Annotated in this window: 24 protein-coding genes; 16 read left to right on the forward strand and 8 right to left on the reverse strand. The window is 68.7% G+C overall.

The annotated features are described in order from the left end of the window. Positions 1–46 precede the first annotated feature (46 nt). Positions 47–1,399: an FAD-binding oxidoreductase gene (locus ACTJKK_RS02130; RefSeq protein ID WP_440746835.1), complete on the forward strand. Its 1,353-nt coding sequence runs from the start codon at positions 47–49 to the stop codon at positions 1,397–1,399. Positions 1,400–1,436: 37 nt separating this feature from the next. On the opposite strand, the gene ACTJKK_RS02135 is transcribed toward ACTJKK_RS02130, so the two are convergent. After that, positions 1,437–2,126: a response regulator gene (locus tag ACTJKK_RS02135; RefSeq protein WP_440746836.1), complete on the reverse strand. Its 690-nt coding sequence runs from the start codon at positions 2,124–2,126 to the stop codon at positions 1,437–1,439. Beyond that, positions 2,123–3,403, reverse strand: coding sequence for an ATP-binding protein (locus ACTJKK_RS02140; RefSeq protein WP_440746837.1), 1,281 nt, complete (start codon positions 3,401–3,403; stop codon positions 2,123–2,125). The genes ACTJKK_RS02135 and ACTJKK_RS02140 overlap by 4 nt, the downstream gene beginning before the upstream one ends. Before the next feature lie 139 nt (positions 3,404–3,542). Between ACTJKK_RS02140 and ACTJKK_RS02145 the strand changes: the two genes are divergently transcribed. Further along, complete coding sequence (locus ACTJKK_RS02145; protein WP_440746838.1) at positions 3,543–4,982, forward strand: cation:dicarboxylate symporter family transporter; 1,440 nt, start codon at positions 3,543–3,545, stop codon at positions 4,980–4,982. A gap of 59 nt (positions 4,983–5,041) precedes the next feature. On the opposite strand, the gene ACTJKK_RS02150 is transcribed toward ACTJKK_RS02145, so the two are convergent. Then, a complete protein-coding gene (locus ACTJKK_RS02150; RefSeq protein WP_247622721.1) occupies positions 5,042–5,221 on the reverse strand; it encodes a DUF5302 domain-containing protein in 180 nt (59 codons plus the stop codon). A gap of 10 nt (positions 5,222–5,231) precedes the next feature. Next, complete coding sequence (locus tag ACTJKK_RS02155; RefSeq protein WP_440746839.1) at positions 5,232–5,843, reverse strand: DedA family protein; 612 nt, start codon at positions 5,841–5,843, stop codon at positions 5,232–5,234. A gap of 155 nt (positions 5,844–5,998) precedes the next feature. Here ACTJKK_RS02155 and ACTJKK_RS02160 point away from each other — a divergent pair, with 155 nt between their 5' ends. From ACTJKK_RS02160 to ACTJKK_RS02185, 6 genes are all read left to right on the forward strand, one after another. Next, the gene (locus ACTJKK_RS02160; RefSeq protein WP_440746840.1) at positions 5,999–7,930 is read left to right on the forward strand and encodes a GDSL-type esterase/lipase family protein; all 1,932 of its coding nucleotides are present in this window, start codon (positions 5,999–6,001) and stop codon (positions 7,928–7,930) included. A 265-nt stretch (positions 7,931–8,195) separates the two neighbouring features. Next, complete coding sequence (locus ACTJKK_RS02165) at positions 8,196–10,472, forward strand: polyribonucleotide nucleotidyltransferase (RefSeq protein WP_440746841.1); 2,277 nt, start codon at positions 8,196–8,198, stop codon at positions 10,470–10,472. A 213-nt stretch (positions 10,473–10,685) separates the two neighbouring features. Next, complete coding sequence (locus ACTJKK_RS02170) at positions 10,686–11,714, forward strand: aldo/keto reductase (RefSeq protein WP_440746842.1); 1,029 nt, start codon at positions 10,686–10,688, stop codon at positions 11,712–11,714. A gap of 80 nt (positions 11,715–11,794) precedes the next feature. After that, positions 11,795–12,397 (forward strand): histidine phosphatase family protein, encoded by a 603-nt coding sequence (locus ACTJKK_RS02175; protein WP_247622716.1) that lies wholly within the window; start codon positions 11,795–11,797, stop codon positions 12,395–12,397. 63 nt (positions 12,398–12,460) lie between these two features. Continuing rightward, entirely contained in the window at positions 12,461–13,201 is a 741-nt protein-coding gene (gene dapB, locus ACTJKK_RS02180) for a 4-hydroxy-tetrahydrodipicolinate reductase (RefSeq protein ID WP_247622715.1), read from the forward strand. Then, entirely contained in the window at positions 13,198–13,635 is a 438-nt protein-coding gene (locus ACTJKK_RS02185) for a hypothetical protein (protein WP_247632385.1), read from the forward strand. The genes dapB and ACTJKK_RS02185 overlap by 4 nt, the downstream gene beginning before the upstream one ends. Before the next feature lie 11 nt (positions 13,636–13,646). Here the strand turns inward: ACTJKK_RS02185 and ACTJKK_RS02190 are convergent, their stop codons facing one another. The 3 genes from ACTJKK_RS02190 to ACTJKK_RS02200 form a co-directional block, all read right to left on the reverse strand. Beyond that, positions 13,647–14,072 (reverse strand): OsmC family peroxiredoxin, encoded by a 426-nt coding sequence (locus ACTJKK_RS02190; RefSeq protein WP_404596531.1) that lies wholly within the window; start codon positions 14,070–14,072, stop codon positions 13,647–13,649. Positions 14,073–14,153: 81 nt separating this feature from the next. After that, complete coding sequence (locus ACTJKK_RS02195) at positions 14,154–14,729, reverse strand: DUF4395 domain-containing protein (protein WP_440746843.1); 576 nt, start codon at positions 14,727–14,729, stop codon at positions 14,154–14,156. A gap of 19 nt (positions 14,730–14,748) precedes the next feature. After that, positions 14,749–15,162 (reverse strand): thioredoxin family protein, encoded by a 414-nt coding sequence (locus ACTJKK_RS02200; protein ID WP_440746844.1) that lies wholly within the window; start codon positions 15,160–15,162, stop codon positions 14,749–14,751. Between the two features lie 113 nt (positions 15,163–15,275). Between ACTJKK_RS02200 and ACTJKK_RS02205 the strand changes: the two genes are divergently transcribed. Genes ACTJKK_RS02205 through ACTJKK_RS02215 form a run of 3 tightly spaced genes read left to right on the forward strand, consistent with a single transcriptional unit; the run spans position 15,276 to position 17,319 of the window. Next, entirely contained in the window at positions 15,276–16,085 is an 810-nt protein-coding gene (locus ACTJKK_RS02205) for a thymidylate synthase (RefSeq protein ID WP_247622710.1), read from the forward strand. After that, a complete protein-coding gene (locus ACTJKK_RS02210; protein ID WP_440746845.1) occupies positions 16,082–16,558 on the forward strand; it encodes a dihydrofolate reductase in 477 nt (158 codons plus the stop codon). Before ACTJKK_RS02205 ends, ACTJKK_RS02210 begins: the two co-directional genes overlap by 4 nt. After that, entirely contained in the window at positions 16,558–17,319 is a 762-nt protein-coding gene (locus ACTJKK_RS02215; protein ID WP_440746846.1) for an SDR family NAD(P)-dependent oxidoreductase, read from the forward strand. Before ACTJKK_RS02210 ends, ACTJKK_RS02215 begins: the two co-directional genes overlap by 1 nt. 9 nt (positions 17,320–17,328) lie before the next feature. Here the strand turns inward: ACTJKK_RS02215 and ACTJKK_RS02220 are convergent, their stop codons facing one another. Beyond that, the gene (locus ACTJKK_RS02220) at positions 17,329–17,877 is read right to left on the reverse strand and encodes an NUDIX domain-containing protein (RefSeq protein ID WP_440746847.1); all 549 of its coding nucleotides are present in this window, start codon (positions 17,875–17,877) and stop codon (positions 17,329–17,331) included. Positions 17,878–17,939: 62 nt separating this feature from the next. Here ACTJKK_RS02220 and dapA point away from each other — a divergent pair, with 62 nt between their 5' ends. The 5 genes from dapA (at position 17,940) to ACTJKK_RS02245 (ending at position 24,537) form a co-directional block, all read left to right on the forward strand. After that, complete coding sequence (dapA, locus tag ACTJKK_RS02225) at positions 17,940–18,917, forward strand: 4-hydroxy-tetrahydrodipicolinate synthase (RefSeq protein WP_247622706.1); 978 nt, start codon at positions 17,940–17,942, stop codon at positions 18,915–18,917. 53 nt (positions 18,918–18,970) lie between these two features. Then, positions 18,971–20,647 carry a ribonuclease J gene (locus ACTJKK_RS02230; RefSeq protein ID WP_440746848.1) on the forward strand — a complete coding sequence of 559 codons (1,677 nt, stop codon included), beginning with the start codon at positions 18,971–18,973 and terminating at the stop codon, positions 20,645–20,647. Between the two features lie 67 nt (positions 20,648–20,714). Next, positions 20,715–23,480: a DNA translocase FtsK gene (locus ACTJKK_RS02235; protein WP_440746849.1), complete on the forward strand. Its 2,766-nt coding sequence runs from the start codon at positions 20,715–20,717 to the stop codon at positions 23,478–23,480. Continuing rightward, the gene (gene pgsA, locus ACTJKK_RS02240; protein ID WP_440746850.1) at positions 23,480–24,055 is read left to right on the forward strand and encodes a CDP-diacylglycerol--glycerol-3-phosphate 3-phosphatidyltransferase; all 576 of its coding nucleotides are present in this window, start codon (positions 23,480–23,482) and stop codon (positions 24,053–24,055) included. The genes ACTJKK_RS02235 and pgsA overlap by 1 nt, the downstream gene beginning before the upstream one ends. After that, complete coding sequence (locus ACTJKK_RS02245) at positions 24,052–24,537, forward strand: CinA family protein (protein ID WP_440746851.1); 486 nt, start codon at positions 24,052–24,054, stop codon at positions 24,535–24,537. The genes pgsA and ACTJKK_RS02245 overlap by 4 nt, the downstream gene beginning before the upstream one ends. Positions 24,538–24,647 lie beyond the last annotated feature (110 nt).

Below are 24,647 nucleotides of genomic sequence, written 5' to 3' on the forward strand. Positions count from 1 at the left end.
GCATGACGCCATCGAGAATGTCCGTGGGGCATCGTACGGTGGCGTCATGTCAGCCTCCCAAGCAATCGCCGCCCTCCGTCGTTCGTTCGCGGGGCGGATGCTGCTGCCCGACGATGTCGGTTTCGACGGCGCACGGGCGCCGTGGAACCTCTCGATCGATCAGCATCCCGCGCTGGTGGCGAATCCTCGAGACGTCGACGATCTCCGGGCGCTGCTCGTCGCGGCACGCGAGACCGGGATGGCCCTCGCGGTGCAGCCCGGCGGTCACGGGGCGGGGAGCGATGTGACCGGGGCGATCCTGGTGCGCATGGCCGACTTCGACATGCTCGACATCGATATGGCTGCGGGGATCGCCGTCGTCGGTGCCGGTGTGCGGTGGGGGCGCGTGATCGAGGCGCTCGAGGGCTCGGGATGGGTCGCTCCGGCGGGGAGCAGTCCGGTCGTCACCGTGGCCGGTTACACGCTCGGCGGCGGTCATTCCCTGTTCAGCCGCACGGCGGGTCTCGGGTCGGACAACCTGCGTGCCGCATGGGTGCTGCGCACCGACGGGCGCCACGAGCGCGTCGACGACGGGAGCGACCCCGATCTCATGTGGGCACTGCGCGGCGCGGGCGGGGTCGTCGGCATCGTCACCGCGCTCGAGATCGATCTGGTGCCCGCCCCTGCCGTCTGGGGCGCGACGCTGGTCTTCGACGTCGCGGATGCCGAGGCGGTCCTCCGCGGTGTGCGCGACCTGGCCCCGATCGCACCGCCGACGCTGAACGCGTCGGTCACGTCGACCCGCATGCCCGACGCGCCGCAGCTGCCCGAAGCGATTCGCGGCAAGAGCTTCGTGACGGTGCAGCTCATCTCGACCGCGGGCCCGGCCGATGATCTGCTCGAGCGCGTACGGAGCGTCGCGCCCGTGCAGCAAGAGGCGGTGGGGGAGACCTCTCCCGTCACCATCGCTGCGCAATCGGGGGAACCGACCGAGCCCACGCCGAGCCGTGGCGCCTCGGCGGCGCTGGCCAGTCTCGACGACGAAACGATCGATGCGCTTCTCTCGTTCCATCTGCACGATGACCAGTGGCCGGTGATCGGAATCGAGTTCCGCATGCTCGGAGGGGCGCTGGCAACACCGCGGCGCGCGGGATTCGCCGGTCTCGAATCGGCCGGATGGCTCGTGTACGCGCTCGCTCCGCTGTTCCCGGGCGCTCCGGTTCAGCCCGGTGAGGCGAGCCTCGCGCGTTTCCGCGAGATCGTCACCCCGGCATCCGCCGAGCGCACGGTTCCCACCTTCCTCGCGCCCGGGCAGACGCTCGCCGGGGCGGCGACCGGCGAGGCGCTCGCACGCCTGCGTGCGGTGCGGGAGCGGTTCGACCCGGATGGCCTCCTCCACCACGGACGTCTTCCGCGCTGAGCGCCCCGCATGCACGGCAGCCGGTGCACGCGTGGGCTCAGGTTCCGTCGCCTCGTCGCCACGCGTACTCGGTCTCCGGGCGACCGCGGGCGCCATAGCGTGCCCCGCGGTCGGCGAGGCCCTCAGCGGCGAGGTGTTCGAGGTACCTCCGAGCGGCGACGCGCGACATCCCCAGCTCGGCCGCAGCCTCGCTCGCCGAGAGCGGTCCGCTGCGCCGCAGCGCGGCCGTCACCCGATCCAGAGAGGAGGGTGAGAGGCCCTTCGGCAGGGGAATGCTCCCGGTCGACCTCCCCAGCAGCGCGTCGATCTCGGCCTGGGTCGCTTCTCCGTCCGTCGCCCGCGCCTGCGTGCGATGCGCGCGGTACTGCACCAGTCGCTCCTGGAAGACGGAGAACGAGAACGGTTTGACGAGGTACTGGAAGACACCGAGCGCCGCCATCTGACGGACCGTCTCGGCGTCTCGCACCGCGGTGATCGCGATCACGTCGACGGCGGCGGAGCGGGCGCGGAGGGTGCGCAGCACATCGAGTCCGGAGCCGTCGGGCATCGTCACGTCGAGGAGCACGAGGTCGAATCCGTCGCCGTTCGCGCGGTCCAGGATCGCCTGCACCGCGGCGCGTGCTCCGGTGCACTCCCCGGCGACGACGAATCCGTCGAGCCGGTCGATGTAGTTCCGATGCAGCTCGAGCGTGAGGGCGTCATCGTCGACGAGCAGCACACGGATCATCGCCTGCCCCGCCCGCGCGCAGCCGGAAGGGTCACGTGGAAGGTGGTCGGATCGTCGCGGACCTCGATCCGACCACCGGCATCGAGCACGAGAGCGCGCACGAGCGCCAACCCGACCCCTCGCCCTGCGGCGCCCGCTTCCTTCGTCGAGAATCCGGAGGCGAAGATCTCGTCGCGCAGCGAAGCGGGGACACCGGGGCCGCTGTCGGCCACGTCGAGCTCGATCCCGTCGCTCGGCGAGCAACGCAGTGTGACCGACACCCACCTGTCGTCGGCATCCGTCACGGCATCCATCGCGTTGTCGATCAGGTTGCCCAGGAGCGACACGCTGTCGACGGGCGACAGCGGCGTCGGCGGAGTGTCGGGCGCGATGGTCATGCGCCAGTCGATTCCGCGCTCCTTCGCCTGGGAGGCCTTGCCGAGCAGCAGTGCTCCGACGGTGGGGTCGCCGTGCCGGCGGGCGGTGACCTGGTCCACCAGCGACTGGCTCTGCCGCGAGGTCTCGGTGAGGATCTCGATGGCCTCGTCGATGCGCCCCAGTTCGAGAAGCGCGACAGCGGTATGCATGCGGTTGCCGTGCTCATGTGTCTGAGCGCGCAGCGCGTCGCCGAGGGTACGGATCGACTCGTAGGACGACACGGCGTCTCTCACCTGGCCCGGGGGCAGGTCCCCGGCGATCCGTCGAGTGATCCGCCGTGCCGCCCAGGCGCCGAGTGCCCCGGCCGCCACGAGGGCGGCGGTGATGCCGAGGGAGAGGGGCAGGCGTCGCAGCAGCGTTTCGCTGATGGTCTCTGTCGTGACGCCGGCGGCCACCCAGCCGAGGAGAGTCCCGTCCGTGCCCGTCACCGGGACGATGGTGCGGACCGAGGGGCCCAGTGTGCCGGTGAATTCCTCGGTGAGAGGCGCCGGACGATCGGGGATGGTGCCGAGATAGGGCTTCCCGATCTCATCGAGATCGGGATGGGTCACGCGGATGCCGGTGGTCGTCATGATCGTGATGAAGTCGAGCTCCGCGGCGTCGACGACCTCCAGGGCGTACGGTTCGAGCGTGCGCGTCGCGCGCTCCCGGTCCGCGTCCGCGAGCGATGACGAGACGAGCGGTGACGCGGCGAGCGCGACGGCGGTGGACGCGGTCACCCGCTCGGCCTCCGCCCGCGTGGCGCGCTGCGCCTCGACGACCAGGAACAGCGCCACCAGGGCGCCGATGACGACGGCGGACACCAGCAGGACGAGGAACACGCGCGAGGCCGCGCTGCGATCGGAGCGGGCGTGCGACATCGCGTCTCCCTTCGTCTGCGGTGGCGAATGTGACCAATACGACCACAAATGGTGCCGTCTCGGGAAGTCGGCGAACGTGGGCACACCGCCGGCGACGACGCCGGTCCCGAACGACGACGTTCATCTCCGAGGAGGAACAATGGCCATCACCACCGGATTCACGCTGCCCGGCTTCCACTGGAGGCGCGGCAAGCAGTCCTGGGACCGTCACACCTGGCTCTACGTGTCGGTGATCATCGCGGTCGTGCTCGGCGCACTCGTCGGGCTGATCTGGCCCGAGGTCGGGCAGAGCTTCGAGCCGCTCGGCAAGGGATTCGTGGCGCTGATCAAGATGATGATCGCCCCGATCATCTTCTGCACGATCGTCGTCGGGGTCGGGTCGATCGCCAAGGCCGCGACGGTCGGGAAGATCGGCGGACTCGCGCTGCTGTACTTCATGGTGATGTCGACCTTCGCCCTGGCCATCGGGCTGGTCGTCGGCAACCTCATCCACCCGGGATCGGGCCTCGACATGGCCGGCGCGACGTACGACGCCGACACTGCGGAGGCGAAGAGCACCCAGGACTTCATCCTCGGGATCATCCCGGCGACGTTCTTCTCGGCGTTCACCGGAGAGAGCGTGCTGCAGGTGCTCTTCATCGCGCTGCTCACGGGCTTCGCGCTGCAGGGGTTGGGCGACCGCGGCGCACCGATCATGGACGCGGTCAAGAACCTCCAGAAGGTCGTTTTCCGCATTCTCGGGATGATCCTCTGGCTGGCACCACTCGGCGCCTTCGGAGCGATCGCCGCGGTCGTCGGCAAGACGGGCATCTCGGCGATCTGGAGCCTCGGCATCCTGATGGTGGCGTTCTATATCACGTGCATTCTGTTCATCGTCGTGATCCTGGGCGTTCTGCTGTACGCCGTGACGCGGGTCAACATCTTCCGGTTGATGAAGTACCTGGGCCGGGAGTACCTGCTGATCGTCGGCACGTCGTCGTCGGAGTCGGCCCTTCCGCGGCTGATCGCGAAGATGGAGCACATCGGGGTGTCGAAGCCCGTCGTCGGCATCACCGTTCCCACCGGTTACTCGTTCAACCTCGACGGAACGGCCATCTACCTCACCATGGCCTCGCTGTTCATCGCGACCGGCATGGGGCAGCCGATGTCGATCGGCGAGCAGATCGGTCTGCTGGTCTTCATGATCATCGCGAGCAAGGGAGCGGCCGGGGTCACCGGCGCGGGACTCGCGACGCTGGCCGGTGGACTGCAGGCCTACCGTCCCGATCTCGTCGACGGCGTGGGCGTGATCGTCGGCATCGACCGGTTCATGTCCGAGGGACGCGCTCTCACCAACTTCACCGGCAACGCGGTCGCGACGCTCCTGATCGGCACGTGGACGAAGCAGATCGATCGCGATCGGGTCGGTCGGGTGCTCAGGGGCGACCTGCCGTTCGACGAATCACTGCTGGACGGGGTCGACGACCACGGGATGTCCGACGGCAGCGAGGCTGCTGACGTGCACGAGCTCAAGGAGTCCGCGCTCGACGAGATGTCGGCGAAGGAGGAGCGCGCGCGTCGGCGTGCGCTGCAGAGCTGACTCGAACACCGGATGAAGGATGCGGGAGCCGACGGACATGTCGGCTCCCGCATCGGTGGTCAACCGCTCTTGCGTCGGAACTCGCGCCGCGTCTGCGGGGCCGCACCGCCGTGGACGGCGGAATCGCCATCCAGGTGGGACTCGCCCTGGCGGTGCTGCGCGTTCTTCTTCTCGAGCGCTTCCTTGAACTTGCGCTTCATCTCCTCGGAGGAGGAGGTGGCGCCTTCTTCGGTGCTCATGTCCGCCAGCCTAGGCCACCGGCGTCTCGTCCGGGAGGTCTCGCCTGCTGCGGCGCGTGATCAGATCGATGAGCAGGCCGAGACCGATCGCCACCGCGACCGACACGGGGATCGCCACGATCGGTCCGCCCGGGAGGAGCGCGGCGACGGCTGCGCCGATCGAGGCCTGGTACGCGGCCCATCCGAGTGCTGCCACGGTGACCAGGGCGAGATAGCGCGGAGGATGCACGCGAGAAGCTCCGGCGACGAGGTTGATCGCAAGACGGGCGAACGGAACGAACCGTGCGGTGAAGAGAACCGTGGCCATCCCGCCGTCCAGTCTGCGGCGGGCCCAGTCGAGCGCCCGTCGGAAGCGAGGCGCGCGCATCCACCCCCAGCGTTCGGTTCCGACGAAGCGCCCGATCAGGTAGCACGCGATGTCGCCGAGAGCCGCCGCGGCTGCGGCGCAGGCGATGACGGCCCAGAGCGGGGGAGCGCCCGTCGAGACGGATGCCGCGCCCAGAGCCGTCACCGCGACCTCTCCGGGGATCACCACCAGGAAGGCGTCACCGAACACGAGAAGGCACATGACCGCGAGCGCCCAGGGGCCGGCGAGGATATCGGCGAGGAGATCGGTGGGCACGTCCTCAACGGTGCCCTCCGGCGGTGAACGGCAACTGAAATCCGGATAGCCGGTGACGGGCTTTCGTGCATCCGGTGAACATCTGGTGCGCGCCCCGCGAATCGGCCTCGACCGTCGATCGCTGCCTCCATCCTGGGGGTGTGAGAGTCGCGATCGTGACAGAGTCCTTCCTTCCGCACATGAACGGTGTGACCGGATCCGTCCTGCAGATCCTGCGTCACCTCGAACGACACGGGCACGATGCCCACGTCATCGCCCCCGCCGCGAACGGCATTCCGCAGCACATGCACGGTGCCCCGATCGAGGCGATCCCGAGCCTCGCACTCCCGGGATACCGCAACGTCCGCGTCGGCACCTCGCCGGCCTCGCGCCTGGCGGTCTCCCTCCGGCGCTTCCGCCCGGACGTCGTGCACCTGGCGTCACCGTTCGCGCTGGGATGGCGGGGCGTGCTCGCCGCAGAACGGCTCGAGGTGGCGTCGGTCGCGGCCTACCAGACCGACGTCGCGGCCTACACCGAGCGCTATCGCGTCGCCGCGACGACGGGGATCGCACAGACGCACATCGCCCGGCTCCATCGGCGCGCGACGCTGACCCTCGCCCCCTCGTCGGAGTCCGCCCGGCAACTCGAGCACCTCGGCGTCGACCGGATCCGCCGGTGGGGGAGAGGCGTCGACGCGGAACGCTTCCAGCCCGCACGCCGTGATGAGAGTCTGCGCGCCCGGTGGGGTGGGGAGGTCGTCATCGGGTACGTGGGCCGCCTCGCCCCGGAGAAGCAGGTCGAGGACCTCGTCGCTCTGCGTTCCCTCCCCGGCGCGCGCCTCGTCATCGTCGGAGACGGACCGAGCAGAGCGCGCCTGCAGGCGATGCTGCCGGATGCCGTCTTCCTCGGTCACCTCGACGGCGATGCGCTCGCCACCGCCGTCGCCTCGTTCGACGTCTTCGTGCATCCCGGGGAGAGCGAGACCTTCGGACAGACGTTGCAGGAAGCGCACGCGAGCGGTGTGCCCGTGGTGGCCACCGGTCGCGGCGGGCCCCTCGACCTCGTCCGGATGGGGATCGACGGATGGCTCTACCGCCCGGGAGACCTCGACGACCTGCGGATGCGGGTGGCCGACCTGGCGGGCGACGCCCGCAAACGCCGGGCGTTCGGTGAAGCCGGCCACAACGCGGTGCAGGAGCGTTCCTGGGACAGCGTGTGCGGGCGACTCCTCGAGCACTTCGACGAGGCCCGCACGTTGAAGCGGGTCGACACCTCGCTCCGCGCTCGCCGCAGCGTCCGCCCCGAGACGCCCCTGCCCGTCGTCTCCGCACGGTGGCAGAGGTACATCGCGCTCGGCGACTCCCTCACCGAGGGGCTGTGCGATCCCGCCCCCGACGGCGCGCTGCGCGGATGGGCCGACCGCCTCGCCCTCCTGCTGGCCTCGCGGGGAGGGCTCCACTACGCCAATCTCGCCATCCGCTCCAAGCGGGTCGCCGATGTGTGCGGCCCTCAGCTGGACCGCGCCCTGCAACTCCGTCCCGACCTGGTCTCCGTGCTCATCGGTGCCAACGACCTGGTGAAGCACCGCGTCGACATCCCCGCGCTCGCCGCGGAGCTCGAGCGTGCGATCGTGCGTCTGCGGGCGACGGGAGCCACGGTCGTCCTCGTGACGCCGTTCCTGCCGGGTCGGCGTGCGGCGGCGATCTACACGGCCCGGTTCGCGGCGTTCGCCACGGCGCTCGGGGGCATCGCCGCGCGTACGGGCTCGGTGCTGATCGACACCGACCTGCACCCGGCGCTGCGCGAGCGCGAGCACTGGGGGGAGGACCTCGTGCACCTCAGCAGCAGCGGTCACCGCTTCCTGGCGTATCGCGCGGGCGAGATCCTCGGGGTTCCGCACGCCGAGGCCCTCGGCGCCCTCGACGCCTCCCTGCACGAGCAGATCGACATCGGTACCGGACTGTGGTGGTCCCGCCATGCCCTGCCCTGGGTGTGGCGGCGGCTGCACGGCCGTGCAGCCGGCGACGGCCGTGTCGCGAAGCACGACGACTACGTCTACCTGGGGCGCTCGACGGCGCAGCGCGGCGTACCGGCGGGGCGGGGGTGAAATCGGGCGTCCCTGGTAGGGTTGGGGAGGCTGACCTGTGTCGGCCGGACAACTTCACATCGACTCATGGAGCGATCGGCGGAGGAGCTGGTCCCCTGTGGTGGGTTCCTCGGCAGACGTCATGTCGGGTGGCTTTCTACTGGTGGCCAGCGCAGGCGACATTCGCGAGAGTGCTCGCGCGCCCTTATCCTGCCGTTCCGCTCCTTCATGAACACGCTCGCGCGTCACACGGATTCGCGAGTCTAAACAAAGAAGGAGAGACCTCTTGGAAGGTCCTGAAATCACCGCCACCGAGGCCGTTCTCGACAACGGCCGCTTCGGCACCCGTACCATCCGCTTCGAGACCGGCCGCCTCGCGCAGCAGGCTCAGGGCGCAGTCGCCGCGTACCTCGACGGCGAGACCATGCTCCTCTCGGCCACCAGCGCCGGCAAGCACCCGCGTGAGGGCTTCGACTTCTTCCCGCTGACGGTCGACGTCGAGGAGCGCTCCTACGCCGCCGGCAAGATCCCCGGCTCGTTCTTCCGTCGCGAGGGTCGTCCCTCCACCGAGGCGATCCTGGTCTGCCGTCTGATCGACCGTCCGCTGCGTCCGTCGTTCGTCGACGGCCTGCGCAACGAGGTCCAGATCGTCATCACGGTCCTCTCGATCGCTCCGGGAGAGTTCTACGACGCTCTCGCGATCAACGCGGCATCCGCGTCGACGCAGATCTCGGGTCTCCCGTTCTCCGGCCCCGTCGCCGGTGTGCGCCTGGCGTTCATCCCCGGCCAGGGCGAGCACGCCGACCAGTGGGTCGCGTTCCCGACGGCCGAGCAGGTCAGTGAGGCCGTGTTCGACCTCATCGTCGCCGGTCGCGTGGTCACCAAGGCCGACGGCACCGAAGACGTCGCGATCATGATGGTCGAGGCCGAGGCGACCGAGGGCAGCTGGAACCTCATCAAGGCGGGCGCCACCAAGCCCGACGAGGCCGTCGTCGCCCAGGGCCTCGAGGCCTCGAAGCCGTTCATCGCGCAGCTCGTCAAGGCTCAGGCCGAGCTCGCCGCCACCGCGTCCAAGGAGCCGGGCGTGTACCCGGTCTTCCCGCCGTACTCGAGCGAGGTCTACGACTTCGTCGCGGGTCGTGCGTACGACGAGCTGGTGAACGTCTACCAGATCGCCGACAAGACCGAGCGCCAGAACGCCGACGACGCGATCAAGGACCGCGTCAAGGCGGAGCTCATCGCGGCGACTGAGGCTGGTGAGCTGCCCGCTGGCGCACCCCTCGAGTTCTCGGGTGCGTACAAGTCGGTCACGAAGAAGATCGTCCGCGGTCGCATCCTCACCGAGAGCGTCCGCATCGACGGTCGCGGCCTGGCCGACATCCGTCCGCTCGACGCCGAGGTGCAGGTCATCCCGCGCGTGCACGGCTCCGCGATCTTCCAGCGCGGCGAGACCCAGATCATGGGCGTCACCACGTTGAACATGCTCAAGATGGAGCAGCAGATCGACTCGCTGTCGCCCACGACGAGCAAGCGCTACATGCACCACTACAACTTCCCGCCCTACTCGACCGGTGAGACCGGCCGCGTGGGTTCGCCGAAGCGTCGCGAGATCGGGCACGGCTTCCTCGCCGAGCGCGCCCTCGTGCCGGTGCTGCCGAGCCGCGAGGAGTTCCCCTACGCGATCCGTCAGGTCTCGGAGGCGCTCAGCTCCAACGGTTCGACGTCGATGGGCTCCGTCTGCGCGTCGACCCTCTCGCTGCTGAACGCGGGTGTGCCGCTGCGCGCCCCCGTCGCCGGTATCGCGATGGGTCTCGTCTCCGACGAGGTCGACGGTGAGACCCGCTACGCCGCCCTCACCGACATCCTCGGTGCGGAGGACGCGCTCGGCGACATGGACTTCAAGGTCGCCGGTACCAGCGAGTTCGTCACGGCGATCCAGCTCGACACGAAGCTCGACGGCATCCCGTCATCGGTGCTCGCGGGCGCGCTGACCCAGGCGCGCGACGCGCGTCTGACGATCCTCAACGTCCTCAACGCCGCGATCGACGCGCCCGACGAGATGGCGCCGACCGCGCCGCGCGTCATCAGCGTCCAGATCCCGGTCGACAAGATCGGCGAGCTGATCGGCCCGAAGGGCAAGACGATCAACGCGATCCAGGACGAGACCGGCGCGCAGATCTCCATCGAGGAGGACGGCACCGTCTACATCGGCGCGACCGACGGCCCCTCGGCCGAGGCCGCCCGCGCTCAGGTCAACGCGATCGCCAACCCGACCAACCCGGAGGTCGGCGAGCAGTTCCTCGGCACCGTCGTGAAGATCGCCACCTTCGGTGCGTTCGTCTCGCTGCTGCCCGGCAAGGACGGCCTGCTGCACGTCACCGAGGTGCGCAAGCTCGCCGGTGGCAAGCGCGTCGAGAACGTCGACGACGTGCTCTCGGTCGGTCAGAAGATCCTCGTGAAGATCACGAAGATCGACGACCGCGGCAAGCTCTCGCTCGAGCCCGTGATCGACGAGGCCCCCGCGGCCGACGCCGCTCCGGCCGAGGAGGTCGCGGCCGAGTAATCGGCTCCGTACGACGAGGCCCGGTGCCTTCCCGCAGGGGAGGGCATCGGGCCTCGTCGTTCTCGTGATCGAACTGTTATGGGAAGTTTGCCCGCCGTTCCGCGGATTGGTCGGCGAGTTCGCCGGTTTCGCATACCCTCGAAGTACGCACCGGGGGGTGCATGAATGCAGGTACGAAGATCGGATCGCACCGATCGACGTGGGGGTGAGAGTATGCGATTGTTCGGTGTAGGCGCAGGGGCCCCGGATGATCGCGCGCTCGCACAGGGTGCGGAGCATCCTTCCGCCCCGATCCCGATCGTGGGTCCGGGGGTCGGCGAGACCATCCGCGTCCCGCTCGGTGAGACCGGGCTCGAGACATTCCCGCTCATGCTCGGCGCCGCCGAGTTCGGGTGGAACGTCGATCTCGAGACGAGCCACGGCATCCTCGATCGCTACATCGAGTTCGGCGGCAACGCCGTGCACACCGCCGACGGGTTCTCGGGCGGTCGCAGCGAGCACATCATCGGTCAGTGGTTGCGGTCCCGCGGGCTGCGCGACGAGGTCGTGCTGAGCGCGCGCATCGGTGCGCACGCGGACAACCCGGGGCTCGGGTCGGTCAACCTCGTGCGCGCGGTCGAGGGGTCGCTGACGCGGTTGGGCACCGAACGCATCGACGTGCTCTACCTCGATGCCACTCTCGACGCCACGACGAATCTCGAAGACACCCTCGCGACCGTGGAGTGGCTGGTCGACGCCGGCAAGGTGGCGGCCGTCGGCGCGTTCGGATTCGCACCGGAGCGTCTGGTCGAGGCGCGCATCCTCGCGTCGGCGGGCTATCCGCGCATCGAGGTCGTCGACGCCCCGTACAACCTGATCCGCCGCCAGTCGTTCGAAGGTGATCTCCGCCTCGTCGCCGGTGCGCAGAACCTCGCGGTGACCCCGTCGCACGCGCTCGAGCACGGATTCCTCTCGGGCCGCCACCGGAACAAGTCCGTCGCCTCCCGCGGAGTGCGGGGCGAGCAGCTGCGGGGCAACCTCAACCGTCGCGGCATCCGCATCCTCCGCGCGCTCGATCAGATCGCGGAGGAGCTGAGCGTGCCGGTCGCCGCCGTCTCGATCGCCTGGTTGCTCGCCCAGAGGTCGATCGTCGCACCGATCGTCAACACCTTCGCCGCCGAGCACGTCGACGAGCTCATGCAGGGGGCGGGCGTCGCCCTGTCGCGCGCGCAGCTCGCCGATCTCGCGCGAGCGGGCGCCTGAGCGGCTTCACACGACTGTCATATGCGTGGCATAGGGTGGAGTGAGAGCCCGGCAGATGCTGGCGATGAAGCGAGCGAGTAGTGACGCACTATATCTATCTGGTCAGACACGGTGAACATCAGGATGCCGAGCACGGCCTGGCCGACGGACCCCTTTCCCCGCGTGGACAGCGCCAAGCCGAGTTGATCGCCGACCGCCTGGGCGGACTCCCGCTCGATGCCGTCTGGCACTCTCCGCTGCTGCGGGCGAACGAGACGGCACGGGCGATCGCGGCCCGCCTGCCCTCCGTCGATCCCAAGCCGACCTCGTTGCTGTTCGACTGCGTCCCGACCGGCATGACCGAGGAGACTCCGGCCGCGTTCGAGCCGTTCTTCGGATCGATCACCGACGCGGAGATCGAGGCCGGCGGCGCGCAGATGTACGACGCCGTCAACGAATTCCTCGTGCGCAAGACCGGCGAGGTGCACGAGGTTCTCATCACCCACAACTTCGTGATCTCGTGGTTCGTGCGCGAGGTGCTCGGGGCGCCGGAGTGGCGGTGGATGACGTTGAATCAGGCCCACTGCGGTCTCACCGTCATCGCGCAGAAGCAGGGCCGTCCGTGGACGCTGCTGAACCACAACGACACCGGCCATCTGCCCATGGAGCTCCGCACGGGTATTCCGGACGCGATCCCGGTCTGAGTCGACGGCGGTTACCGCGCGCCCCCGGCCGTGCCGCGCAGTGCCCGAAATAGACTGGTACCCATGACCACGCAGGTAGCAATCGTCGGCGGGACCGGCAAGCTCGGGGCGATCATCCACGCCGTCATCGACGACCTGGACGGGTTCGAGGTGAGCCGCATCCTGTCCTCGTCGAGCGACCTGTCGGAGCTCGTGGGTGCCGACCTGGTGATCGACGCGTCGACGCCCCAGGTGAGCATCGACGTCGTGCGCTCGGCGGTCGAGCACGGGCAGAACGTGCTCGTCGCGACATCGGGCTGGTCGGCCGAGCGCATCGCGCTCGTGCGACCTCTGGTCGAAGCCGCAGGGACCGCCGCGGTGTTCATCCCCAACTTCTCGCTCGGTTCGGTGCTCGGCTCCGCTCTCGCCGCTGCAGCGGCACCGTTCTTCGACTCCGCTGAGATCGTCGAGGCGCATCGCGAGACGAAGATCGATTCGCCCAGCGGCACTGCCGTGCGTACCGCCGAACTCATCGCGGCCGCGCGTTCCGAGCAGGGGCCGGTGAGCGCCCCGCACGCCGATCAGCGGGCCCGAGGTCAGCAGGTCGGCAGCGTCCCGATCCACTCGCTCCGTCGTCCCGGTGTGATCGCGAAGCAGGAGGTGGTGCTCGCGGGACCCGGCGAGTCGCTGACGTTCACGCACGACACCGTCGAGCCCGCCCTCGCCTATGCCCCCGGCATCCGTCTCGCGGTGCCGTTCGCTCGGGACGCGACGGGGGTCGTCGTCGGTCTCGAGAACATGATCGACATCGGCATCCGCTCATGATCTCCCGCATCGGCGTCGGAGTGATGGCCCTGTGCCTCGCGCTCTACATCGTCGTGGTGGGCTATCGCGCCGTGCTGATGCTCGGCACCGGCGAGCCGATCGCGATCGCGATCGGCATCGCGCTGCTCGTCATGCCGTTGATCGGCGCCTGGGCGCTGATCCGCGAGATGCAGTTCGGCTTCGCCGCGGACCGGCTCGGGCGCACGCTCGATGCCGAAGGCGGGATGCCGGAGGCGGAGACGGAGCTGACCCCGAGCGGACGCATCGCCCGGGCGGATGCCGACCCGCTGATCGAGCGATACACCGCCGCGGCGGAGGCCGCTCCGGAGGAGTGGCGCGCGCGATTCCGGCTGGGTGTGGTGCAGGATGCCGCGGGGCGACGCAAGGACGCCCGCGCGAGCATCCGCGAGGCGATCAGGCTCTCGCGCGGCTGATCGCCGCCGGCTCAGGCCAGAGTGGCTTCGAGGGTGATGTCGATGCCCGCGAGCGCCTGGGAGACCGGGCATCCGGACTTCGCCTCTTCGGCGATCTCCTGGAACGCCTCGGGGGAGAGCCCGGGCACCACCGCGTTGACGTTGAGGTGGCTGCCGGTGATACCGACGCCCGGCTTGAAGGTGACGGATGCGCTCGCGTTCACGCGCTCCGGCGGGGTGCCGTTCTCGCTCAGCGCGTGAGCCAGGGCCATGCTGAAGCACGACGCGTGCGCGGCGGCGATGAGCTCCTCCGGGGTCGTGGTGGTGTCGCTGCCCTCACTGCGTGCCTTCCAGTCGATGGGGAAGGTGCCGAGCTTCGACGACGAGAACGCGACGGTGCCGGAGCCCTCCGCCAGTGATCCGGTCCAGGTGGTGGTCGCTTCGCTGGTGACGGGCATGATTCCTCCGGTTCTCGCACTGCGGATGCGCAGCGTCGCGTCGTCGCCAGCCTAGCGAGCGGCGCTCTCCGGGGGAACGTGTCAGGCCGTGCGCGTGCGTCCGAGGAGTCCCGCGCGCTGGAGCAGCAGGTACAGCTGGCAGCCGAGGCACAGGCCGATGGCGGCGTTCAGGAATGCGGCGATGAAGGCGGCGGCGGTGGAGATCGGGAGCGCCCAGGGGACACCGGCGAGCTGAAGTACGAGGCCGATGGTGACGACGAACAGACCGACTCCCTGCGCGAAACGCGGCGGACGGGGGTCTTCGAGCTCGGTCGGGGGCGCGAGACGCGGACGGATCGCGCGGCGGAAGAGCACTCCCCACGGAGCGGTCGCGGGGGAGAGGATGCTCCAGAGGAAGAGAAGTGCGATCACCGCGGTGAGAAGGAAGGCGGGATCGAGTGCGCGATCCGAGAGCGGCGCATCCGCGATCACCCATTGGCTGCCGGACGTGAACGTCGAGTCGGAGAGAGGCTGGTAGGCGAACCACCCGAACGTCGCCACGCCCCGAGCCGTCGCGAGTCCGGTGAGTCCGAGGAACGTTGCGATCAGCAGCAGGACGGCCGTGATGGTCGCGGCGAAACGCGGACCGCGGGGATCGATGCCGGCGGGAGAGGACATGGGTGCTCCTGACGTCGTTTCAGAGGGAGGCGAGGGCTTCGGTGAGGGCGCGTCGCTGCGGCACGCCGTGGAATCGGGAACGCACGGCACCGGACTCGTCCACGAGGAACGTGGTCGGGGTCTGGAGCACGTGATAGCGCGAGGAGAGATCGGGGCGATGGGTGAGATCGACCTCGATGTGGCGGAGGCCGTCGTCCTCCTCGGCATAGGAGCGCAGCATCCGGCGCACCTGGGGGCAGCGCGCGCACATCTCGGTGCTGAACTGCACGAGCGTGGCTTTCGATCCGAGCTCGGCGGGAACGGCATCCTGTGCATCGAATCGCAGCGCTCCGCCCGCCCTGCGGCGTCCGTCCCGGCGCTTCGCGACTGCGCCGATCACGACCGCGAACGCCACGAGCGCGGCGAGGATCGCGAGGGCGACGACGGGAGACATGCATCGAGGGTACGGCGCGGGTGCGGATGGAGGGGCCGATGTGTCCGACGATGACGGCAGCGAGCGGATGCACCTCCGCCCGTGTCGTGATGCGGGAAGGTATTCTGGCTCTCATGAGCGCAGCCGTCCCGACGCCGTACGAAGACCTCCTCCGCGACGTCCTCGAGAACGGAACGCACAAGTCCGATCGCACCGGAACGGGGACGACGAGCGTGTTCGGTCGGCAGATCCGCTTCGACCTGTCGCAGGGCTTTCCGCTGATCACCACCAAGCGTGTGCACTTCAAGTCGATCGCCTACGAGCTGCTGTGGTTCCTGCGCGGCGAGTCGAACGTGCGATGGCTGCAGGAGAACGGCGTGACGATCTGGGACGAGTGGGCGGACGACGCCGGGGAACTCGGTCCCGTCTACGGCGTGCAGTGGCGTTCGTGGCCGACACCGGCGGGGGAGAGCATCGATCAGCTGGCCGAGGTGATCGAGCAGATCCGCCGCTCGCCGGACTCCCGTCGCCTGATCGTGTCCGCCTGGAACCCCGCCGACATCCCCGACATGGCCCTCGCGCCCTGCCACGCGCTCTTCCAGTTCTACGTCGCCGACGGAAAGTTGTCCTGCCAGCTCTACCAGCGCAGTGCCGATATGTTCCTCGGCGTCCCGTTCAACATCGCGTCCTACGCGCTCCTCACCCTGATGATCGCCCAGCAGGTCGGTCTCGAGCCCGGCGACTTCGTGTGGACGGGCGGTGACTGCCACATCTACGACAATCACATCGAGCAGGTCACCGAGCAGCTCACCCGCGACCCGTACCCGTATCCGACGCTGCGCTTCGCGCGCACGCCCGAGTCGATCTTCGACTACACCTTCGAGGACTTCGTCGTCGAGGACTACCAGCACCACGCCCCGATCCGCGCGGCGGTCGCGGTATGACCTGGGTCGGCCTGATCTGGGCGGAGGCGGCCGGTGGCGTCATCGGCGCCGAAGGTGGCATGCCGTGGCACGTTCCCGAGGACCTGGCGCACTTCAAGGAGGTCACGCTGGGTGCCCCCGTCGTGATGGGGCGCAAGACGTGGGACTCGCTGCCCGAGCGGTTCCGCCCGCTGGCCGGTCGCGAGAACATCGTCATCACCCGCCAGCAGGACTGGAGCGCCGAGGGTGCACGCCGAGCGGTGACGGTCGCCGAGGCGGTGCGCGGCCAGGATCGTGTCTGGATCATCGGGGGAGCCGAGATCTTCCGGCAGGTGATCGGTGACGCCGATCGGCTCGAGGTCACCGAGCTGGACCTCGAGGTCGACGGCGACGCGTACGCTCCCGCGAAGACCGGATGGCGCCTGGTCGACGAGGGGGAGTGGCTCACCTCCCGCACCGGCGTGCGCTACCGCTTCCTCGGATACGAGCGCTGATGCCCACCGCGCTGATCACCGGAGCGAGCGCCGGCCTCGGGGCCGAGTTCGCACGTCAGCTCGCGCGGCGCCGCGCCGACCTCGTGCTGGTCGCGCGGTCGGAGGAGACCCTGTCGTCGTTCGCGGCCGAGCTGCGCAGCGAGTTCGGCGTCGCCGTCGAGGTGCTTCCGGCCGATCTCGCGATCGAGGAGGGCGTCGAGCGGGTCGAGCAGCGACTCGAGCGCGCGGACGACCCGATCGACCTGCTCGTCAACAACGCCGGGTTCGGTTTGCCCCTGCAGTTCGCCGACAACGACATCGCCGACGAGGTGCGTCACCTGCGGGTGCACGTCGAAGCCTCGATGCGCCTCATGCACGCCGCGCTGCAGACCATGCGCGGTCGGGGAGGGCGCATCATCAACGTGGCCTCGGTGGCCGGATTCATCTCGCGTTCGACCTATTCCGCCTGCAAGGCGTGGCTGATCCAGTTCAGCCGGTGGGCCAACGCCGAATACGCACGGGACGGGGTCAGCGTGACCGCGCTGTGCCCCGGGTTCACCCACACGAGCTTCCACGAGCGGATGGGCCTGGCTCCGGGGCACGAGGGCGTTCCGGCGATCATGTGGCTCGACGCGAGCGACGTGGTGCGCGAGGGACTGCGAGACGCCGCGCGCGGGAAGTCCGTGTCGGTGCCGTCGCTGCGGTACAAGGTGATCGTGGCCGTGGCGGGTCTGCTTCCGCGGTCGGTCACGGCAGGGATCGCGCGGCGCGGACGGGTCTGACGATCCGGCTCAGCGGAACCGTCCCAGGCGGATACCGGCGAGGGCGAGGGCACCGATCGTCTCGCCGTCCTTGATGCGTCCCTCGGCGATCATCGCGAGCGCATCGGCGAACGGCACCCAGGAGACCTGGTCGATGCCCTCCTCGCGCTGACTCTCCGCGGCCGTCGCGGGGTCGGACGCGGTTAGTCCACGGGCCAGGAAGACGTGCTCCGGAGCATCCGCGACGCCGTTGAGCGCGTTCATGATGCCGAGCTCGTGCCATTCGGATGCCGTGAATCCGGTCTCCTCGAGAAGCTCGCGCCGTGCGGCGACGAGCGGATCCTCGCCGTCGCTGCCGCCGGCGGGCACCTCGATCGAGATCCCCGTCGTGTAGCGCTCGAGGGTGACGAGACAGACGCGCTCCTCATCGTCGAGCGCGACCACGAAGACGGCGGGATGCTGCATCCGCACGACCCCGTAGATGCCGTCGTCCCCGCCGGGGGCGGTGACCTTGTCCTCGCGTACCTCGATCCAGCGGTTGGCGTAGACGGTGTCGGACTCGTGCGTGACCCATGCCATGCCACGAGCCTAGTTCGCGGCCGCGTCCTCGTGAGGTCGGGCCGAGACGATACTCTGGTTGCATGACGCACTCGGGCAACCCATTCGGACAGGTTCTCGTCGCGCTCGTCACTCCGATGACGGCCGACGGCGAAGTCGACTGGCCCGCCGTCGAGAAGCACATCGATGACGTCATCACCGCGGGTGCTGACGGTGTCGTCGTGACGGGAACGACCGGCGAGACCTCGACCCTGACGGACCCCGAGAAGCTCAAGCTCGTCGAGATCGGCAAGTCCGTCTCCGCCGGTCGCGCCAAGATCATCACGGGAGGCGGGTCGAACGAGACCGCCCACGCGATCGAGCTGTACAAGGCGAGCGAGAAGGCCGGCGCCGACGGCATCATGATCGTCACGCCGTACTACAACAAGCCGACTCAGGCCGGCATCCTCACGCACTTCCGACTGGTGGCCGATGCCACCGACCTGCCGGTGATCCTGTACGACATCCCCGGGCGCACTGGTGTGCCGATCAAGTACGAGACCATCCTCCGCCTGGCGAAGCACCCGAACATCCTCGCGGTCAAGGACGCCAAGGGCGACTTCTCCGAGGTGAGCCGAGTGCTCAACCAGACCGATCTCATGTACTTCTCGGGTGATGACGCGAACGTGCTCCCGCACCTCGCCATCGGCGCAACGGGCCTGATCGGTGTGACCGCGAACATCACCGCGACTCCCTACCGCACGATCGTCGACGCCGTGAACCGGGGCGATCTCGCCACCGCGACCGCCGAGCACAAGCGTCTCGAGCCGCTCGTGCGCGCCGTGATGACCCACGTTCCCGGAACGGTCGCCGCCAAGTACATCCTCCACGGCCTCGGCCGCATCTCCAGCCCGCGCGTGCGTCTTCCGCTCGTCGGGCCGGAGGAGTGGGAGGCCGCACTCATCGAAGACGAGCTCGATCTCGTCGCCGGCGTCCCGGGCGCCGATTTCTCGAACTTCCGCCCCGACCGCAACGCGGCCGCCGGTGGTGCCCTGCCCAAGGTGCACGGCACGACGCGCTGAGTCGCGTCGCCATGAACGAACGGACGCGCCGAGTGTCCGACTGAGGAGACAGCATGTCCATTCCCCTGGCCGAACCGTCCGCTCTCGACGAAGGAACGCTGCGGGTCATCCCGATCGGCGGTCTCGGCGAGATCGGTCGGAACATGACGATGTTCGAGTACGACGGCAAGATCCTGATCGTCGACTGCGGTGTGCTCTTCCCCGAGGAGCACCAACCCGGCGTCGACCTGATCCTCCCGGACTTCGAGCCGATCCGCGATCGCCTCGACGACATCGTCGGCGTCGTGCTCACGCACGGCCACGAAGACCACATCGGGGCCGTTCCGTACCTCCTGCGCCTCAAGGGCGACATCCCCCTGATCGGGTCGGGTCTGACCCTGGCACTCGTCGAGGCGAAGCTCAAGGAACACCGCATCAAGGCGTTCACGCTGACGGTCAAGGAAGGTCAGCAGGAGAAGGTCGGCCCCTTCGATCTCGAGTTCGTGGCCGTGAACCACTCCATCCCCGATGCTCTGGCCGTCGCCATCCGCACGCCGGCGGGCATGGTGCTCGCCACCGGTGACTTCAAGATGGACCAGCTGCCGCTCGACGGACGCATCACCGACCTCCGCGCGTTCTCGCGCCTGGGGGAGGAAGGAGTCGACCTCTTCCTGGTGGACTCGACCAATGCGGATGTGCCGGGCTTCACCCCGACCGAGCGGTCGATCGGACCGGTGCTCGACCAGGTGATCGGCAAGGCGCCACGCCGTGTGATCGTCGCGAGCTTCTCGAGCCATGTGCACCGCGTGCAGCAGGTCATCGACGCCGCGCACGCCCACGGGCGGCGCGTGGCGTTCCTCGGCCGCAGCATGGTGCGCAACATGACCATCGCCGAGCAGCTCGGGTACCTGAAGGTGCCGGCCGGTGTGCTCATCGACTTCAAGAAGGCGCGCGATCTCCCCGACGAGCAGATCGTCTACATGTCGACCGGTTCGCAGGGCGAGCCGATGGCGGTGCTCAGCCGCATGGCGAACATGGATCACGCGATCGAGGTCAGCGAGGGCGACACCGTCATCCTCGCCTCGAGCCTCATCCCGGGAAACGAGAACGCCGTCTACCGCGTGATCGACGGTCTCACCAAGCTCGGCGCGAACGTCGTTCACAAGGCGAACGCCCGCGTGCACGTCTCGGGACACGCCGCGGCGGGGGAGCTGCTCTACTGCTACAACATCCTCAAGCCCAAGAACGTGCTGCCGGTGCACGGTGAGTACCGTCACCTCATCGCGAACGCCAAGCTGGCGCAGGACACGGGGATCGACGAGGAGCGCACGATCATCGCCTCCAACGGCACCGTCATCGACCTGCGCGACGGCGTGGCGTCGGTCGTCGGACAGCTCGACCTCGGCTTCGTGTACGTCGACGGCTCGACGGTCGGCGAGATCACGGATGCCGATCTCAAGGACCGTCGGATCCTGGGCGAGGAGGGCTTCATCTCGGTCATCGTGGTGGTGGATGCCGCGACCGGACGCATCATCTCCGGGCCGGAGATCCACGCGCGCGGCGTCGCCGAGGACGACTCGGTCTTCGACGACGTGACTCCGAAGATCATCGCTGCGCTCAAGGAGGCCTCCGGCAACGGCGTGCGCGACACCCACGCACTCTCGCAGGTCGTCCGTCGCACGATCGGCCGGTGGGTCAACCAGCGTCTGCGCCGCCGTCCGATGATCGTCCCTCTCGTGATCGAGGCGTGATCAGCGGGATCGGCTGAAAGCCGCGTCGATACGGGGGAATGTCGACCGTGGGCCGTAACGTGAGGGCATGGCCAGGAGTACGACCAAGTCCGAGCGCGCGTCCGGGAGCGCGCCGTCCCGCCCCTCGCGGCGGGCGGCTCCCCAAGCCTCGCCTGCGCCCAAGAAGCCGGCAGCGAAGAAGCCCGTACCGAAGAAGTACATCGACGAGCTCGACAAGCCGCCGGTGGCGGTCCGGGCGTGGACCGGACTCGCACACGGCGTCGGCGGGCTCTTCCGCGCCTTCGGCCCGGAGACGCTGGAGAAGGACGACCGTCGGGATGGGTTCCCGTTCCTGCTGGTCCTGCTGGCGATCCTCGGTGCGGTGAACGAGTGGTTCTTCATCGGCAACGAGGTCGCCGCGAACATCAGTGCGTACTCGGTGGGGATGCTCGTCGGGCGGATCGCCTTCTTCATGCCGGTGCTCCTGCTCCTGCTCGCCGGTTGGCTGTTCCGCCATCCTTCGTCGGTCCACGACAACGGTCGCATCGGCATCGGATTCGGTCTCTTCGTGCTCGCCCTCGCGGGCATCAGCCATGTCGCCGCCGGTGCTCCGGACGGCGCGGGAACCGCCGCGCGCGCGCACCCGAACATGGGAATGGCCGCCATCAGCGAGGCGGGGGGAGTCTTCGGCTGGCTCGTCGGTGAGCCGCTCGCGCTGGTGCATTCCGCCGTGGCGTACGTCGTGCTCGGGCTCATCATCGTGCTGAGCATCCTCATCCTCACCAAGACGCCGCCCAACCGCATCGGGCGACGCCTCGGCGACCTCTACGCCTGGATGTTCGACGCCGAGCGCCCGGAGCCGAAGGCGGAGACGCCCGATATCGACGATGCCGACAAGACCGACGACGAGAACGTCCTGCCCTGGTGGCGCCGCAACAAGAGCGGCCGCGAAGAGGACCCCGACGAGGGCACCCTCGGCTCCGACGACATCACTGCGCTCCTCTCGACGGCGGAGCCGACCCCGGCATACGACCAGGCCGTCGTCGTCGAGAACCCGTACGACTCCGCCACCGAGGTTCTGTCCGACGTGCGCTCCGTCGCCGATTCCCTCGCCGAGCAGCAGACGACGGCCCTTCTCGACGACGACTCCGACACCGGTGAGGCGCCCGAGCTCCCGGGCCTCGACGGCTTCGGGACCGAGGGCCCGGGAGACCGCGGCCCCCAGGCGCCGGTCGCGCCGTACATCCTTCCGTCGCCGGGCCTCCTGGTCGAGGGACCGCCCCCGGTCATGCGCTCCGAAGCTACCGACAAGGTGATCGAACAGATCACCAGCGTGCTCACGCAGTTCAAGGTCGACGCGAAGGTCACCGGCTTCTCGCGCGGACCGACGGTGACGCAGTACGAGGTCGAGGTGGGCCACGGCGTCAAGGTCGAGAAGATCCTGCAGCTGAGCAACAACTTCGCCTACGCCGTCGCCTCGAACGACGTGCGCATCCTTTCGCCGATCCCCGGTAAGAGCGCGATCGGTATCGAGATCCCGAACGCCGACAAGGAGATGGTCGCGCTCGGCGACGTGCTCCGCTCACCGGCCGCGCAGAAGAGCACGCACCCGATGACGATCGGCGTGGGCAAGGACGTCGGCGGCAACATCGTCATCGCGAACCTGGCGAAGATGCCCCACCTCCTGGTCGCCGGCTCCACCGGTTCCGGAAAGTCCAGCTTCGTGAACTCGATGATCACGAGCCTGCTGATGCGTGCGCGCCCGGCGGACGTGCGCATGGTGCTGATCGACCCGAAGCGCGTCGAGCTCACCAGCTATGCGGGTGTGCCGCACCTGATCACTCCGATCATCACCAACCCGAAGAAGGCGGCCGAGGCGCTGCAGTGGGTCGTCAAGGAGATGGACATGCGATACGACGACCTCGCGTCGTTCGGATTCCGTCACATCGACGACTTCAACCGCGCGGTGCGCGCCGGCGAGGTCGAGGTACCCGTCGGCAGCGAGCGCGTGCTCAAGCCGTATCCGTACCTTCTCGTCGTGGTCGATGAGCTCGCCGACCTCATGATGGTCGCCCCGCGCGACGTCGAGGACTCGATCGTGCGCATCACCCAGCTCGCCCGTGCGTCCGGCATCCACCTGGTGCTCGCGACCCAACGCCCGAGCGTCGACGTGGTGACCGGCCTGATCAAGGCCAACGTGCCATCCCGTCTCGCGTTCGCGGTGACGAGCGTCACCGACAGCCGCGTGATCCTCGACAGCCCGGGTGCCGACAAGCTCATCGGACAGGGTGACGCACTGTTCTCGCCGATGGGTTCCTCGAAGCCGTTCCGTCTGCAGGGTGCGTGGGTCGACGAGAAGGAGATCGACGCGGTCGTCAAGCACGTGACGCGACAGGCCCGGCCCGAGTACCGCAACGACGTCCAGGAGGCGCTGGAGCCGCGCAAGAAGGAGGTCGACGAAGACATCGGCGACGACCTCGAGCTGCTGTTGGCCGCCGCCGAGCTGGTCGTCTCCTCGCAGTTCGGTTCGACCTCGATGCTGCAGCGCAAGCTCCGCGTCGGCTTCGCCAAGGCCGGACGCCTGATGGATCTGCTCGAGTCGCGCGAGATCGTCGGCCCGTCCGAGGGTTCCAAGGCTCGTGACGTGCTCGTCACGGCGGAGCAGCTCGGGGGAGTGATGGCGAAGCTGCGCGGTGAAGATGTTCCCGCGGCGCCCAGCGCGGCGCCGGCGGCTCCCGCCCCGGCGCCGACGGCGGCGATGGCCTCCGATCCTCTCGACGCGCAGTTCGAGGGTCTTCCCGTCGTCGAGGCCGAGGGCGATGAAGACGCCTGGGGCCTGACGGGACGCGACTGATGGCGATTCCTCGGCAGCTGCCCAACGCGATCACAATCGCGCGCATCCCGCTCGCGGTGGTGTTCTTCGTCCTGCTCCTGCTCGGAGGTACCTACGGGGTTCCCGATCTCGCGCTGCGCTGGACTGCGGCCATCCTGTTCATCTTCGCCATCTCGACCGACTGGGTCGACGGCTACCTCGCCCGCCGCTACGAGATCGTCAGCGATTTCGGCAAGCTCTGGGATCCGATCGCCGACAAGCTGTTGACGGGGGCCGGTTTCATCGGACTCGCGATCCTCGGCGAGGTGTCCTGGTGGATCGTTGCGATCATCCTCGTTCGCGAGTGGGGCATCACGATCCATCGCCTGATGATCGTCAACGAGCACGTCGTCGCGGCGGCGTGGATGGGCAAGGTGAAGACCGCCGTGCAGGGTGTCGCTCTGGCCTGGGCGCTGATGCCTCTGCACGTGGTGATCGGCCTTCCCGTCTGGACCCTCATCACCTTCGTGCTCATGCTCGTGGTGCTGGTGCTGACCATCTGGAGCGGGATCGACTACGTCGTCGCCCAGGTGCGCGGGGCGCGTCGGAGTCGATGACCGACCTCGCGGCATCCGTGATCGAGACGCTCGGGCGTCGCGACTGGACACTCGGCGTGGCGGAATCGCTCACGGGCGGGGCGGTGATCGCCGAACTCGTCGGCGTGCCGGGTGCGTCCTCCGTGGTCCTCGGAGGAGTGGTGGCGTACGCGACGCCGGTCAAGCACACGCTCCTCGGCGTAGACGAGTCGCTCCTCGACCGTGAAGGTCCGGTGCATCCTGAGGTCGCGCGGCAGATGGCTCGGGGCATTCGGCGCGCTGTGAGCGTGGACGGCATCGACGCGGCGGTCGGCGTCGCGACGACGGGAATCGCCGGCCCCGTCTCGCCCGATGGGCAACCTGTCGGAACCGTGCACATCGCCGTCGCCACGCCGGAGCGAGTCGAGGCGCGACCGTTCCTCTTCCTCGGTGACCGGAATCGGATCCGGTCGGCGTCCGTTCGAGCCGCCCTCGAGATGCTCCGAGAAATGTGCCGGGAATAGTCGCCGTCGCGACGAGGTTATTGATTTCGTGCTCACACTCAAACCACAGAGTGCAGTTGTAGATTTTATGAAGGTCGGCGAGGTTATACTGGCCATCACTTCGGGGGAGA

It is taken from the genome of Microbacterium sp. 22179 (assembly GCF_052045715.1).
In the GTDB taxonomy this organism is placed as follows: domain Bacteria; phylum Actinomycetota; class Actinomycetes; order Actinomycetales; family Microbacteriaceae; genus Microbacterium; species Microbacterium galbinum.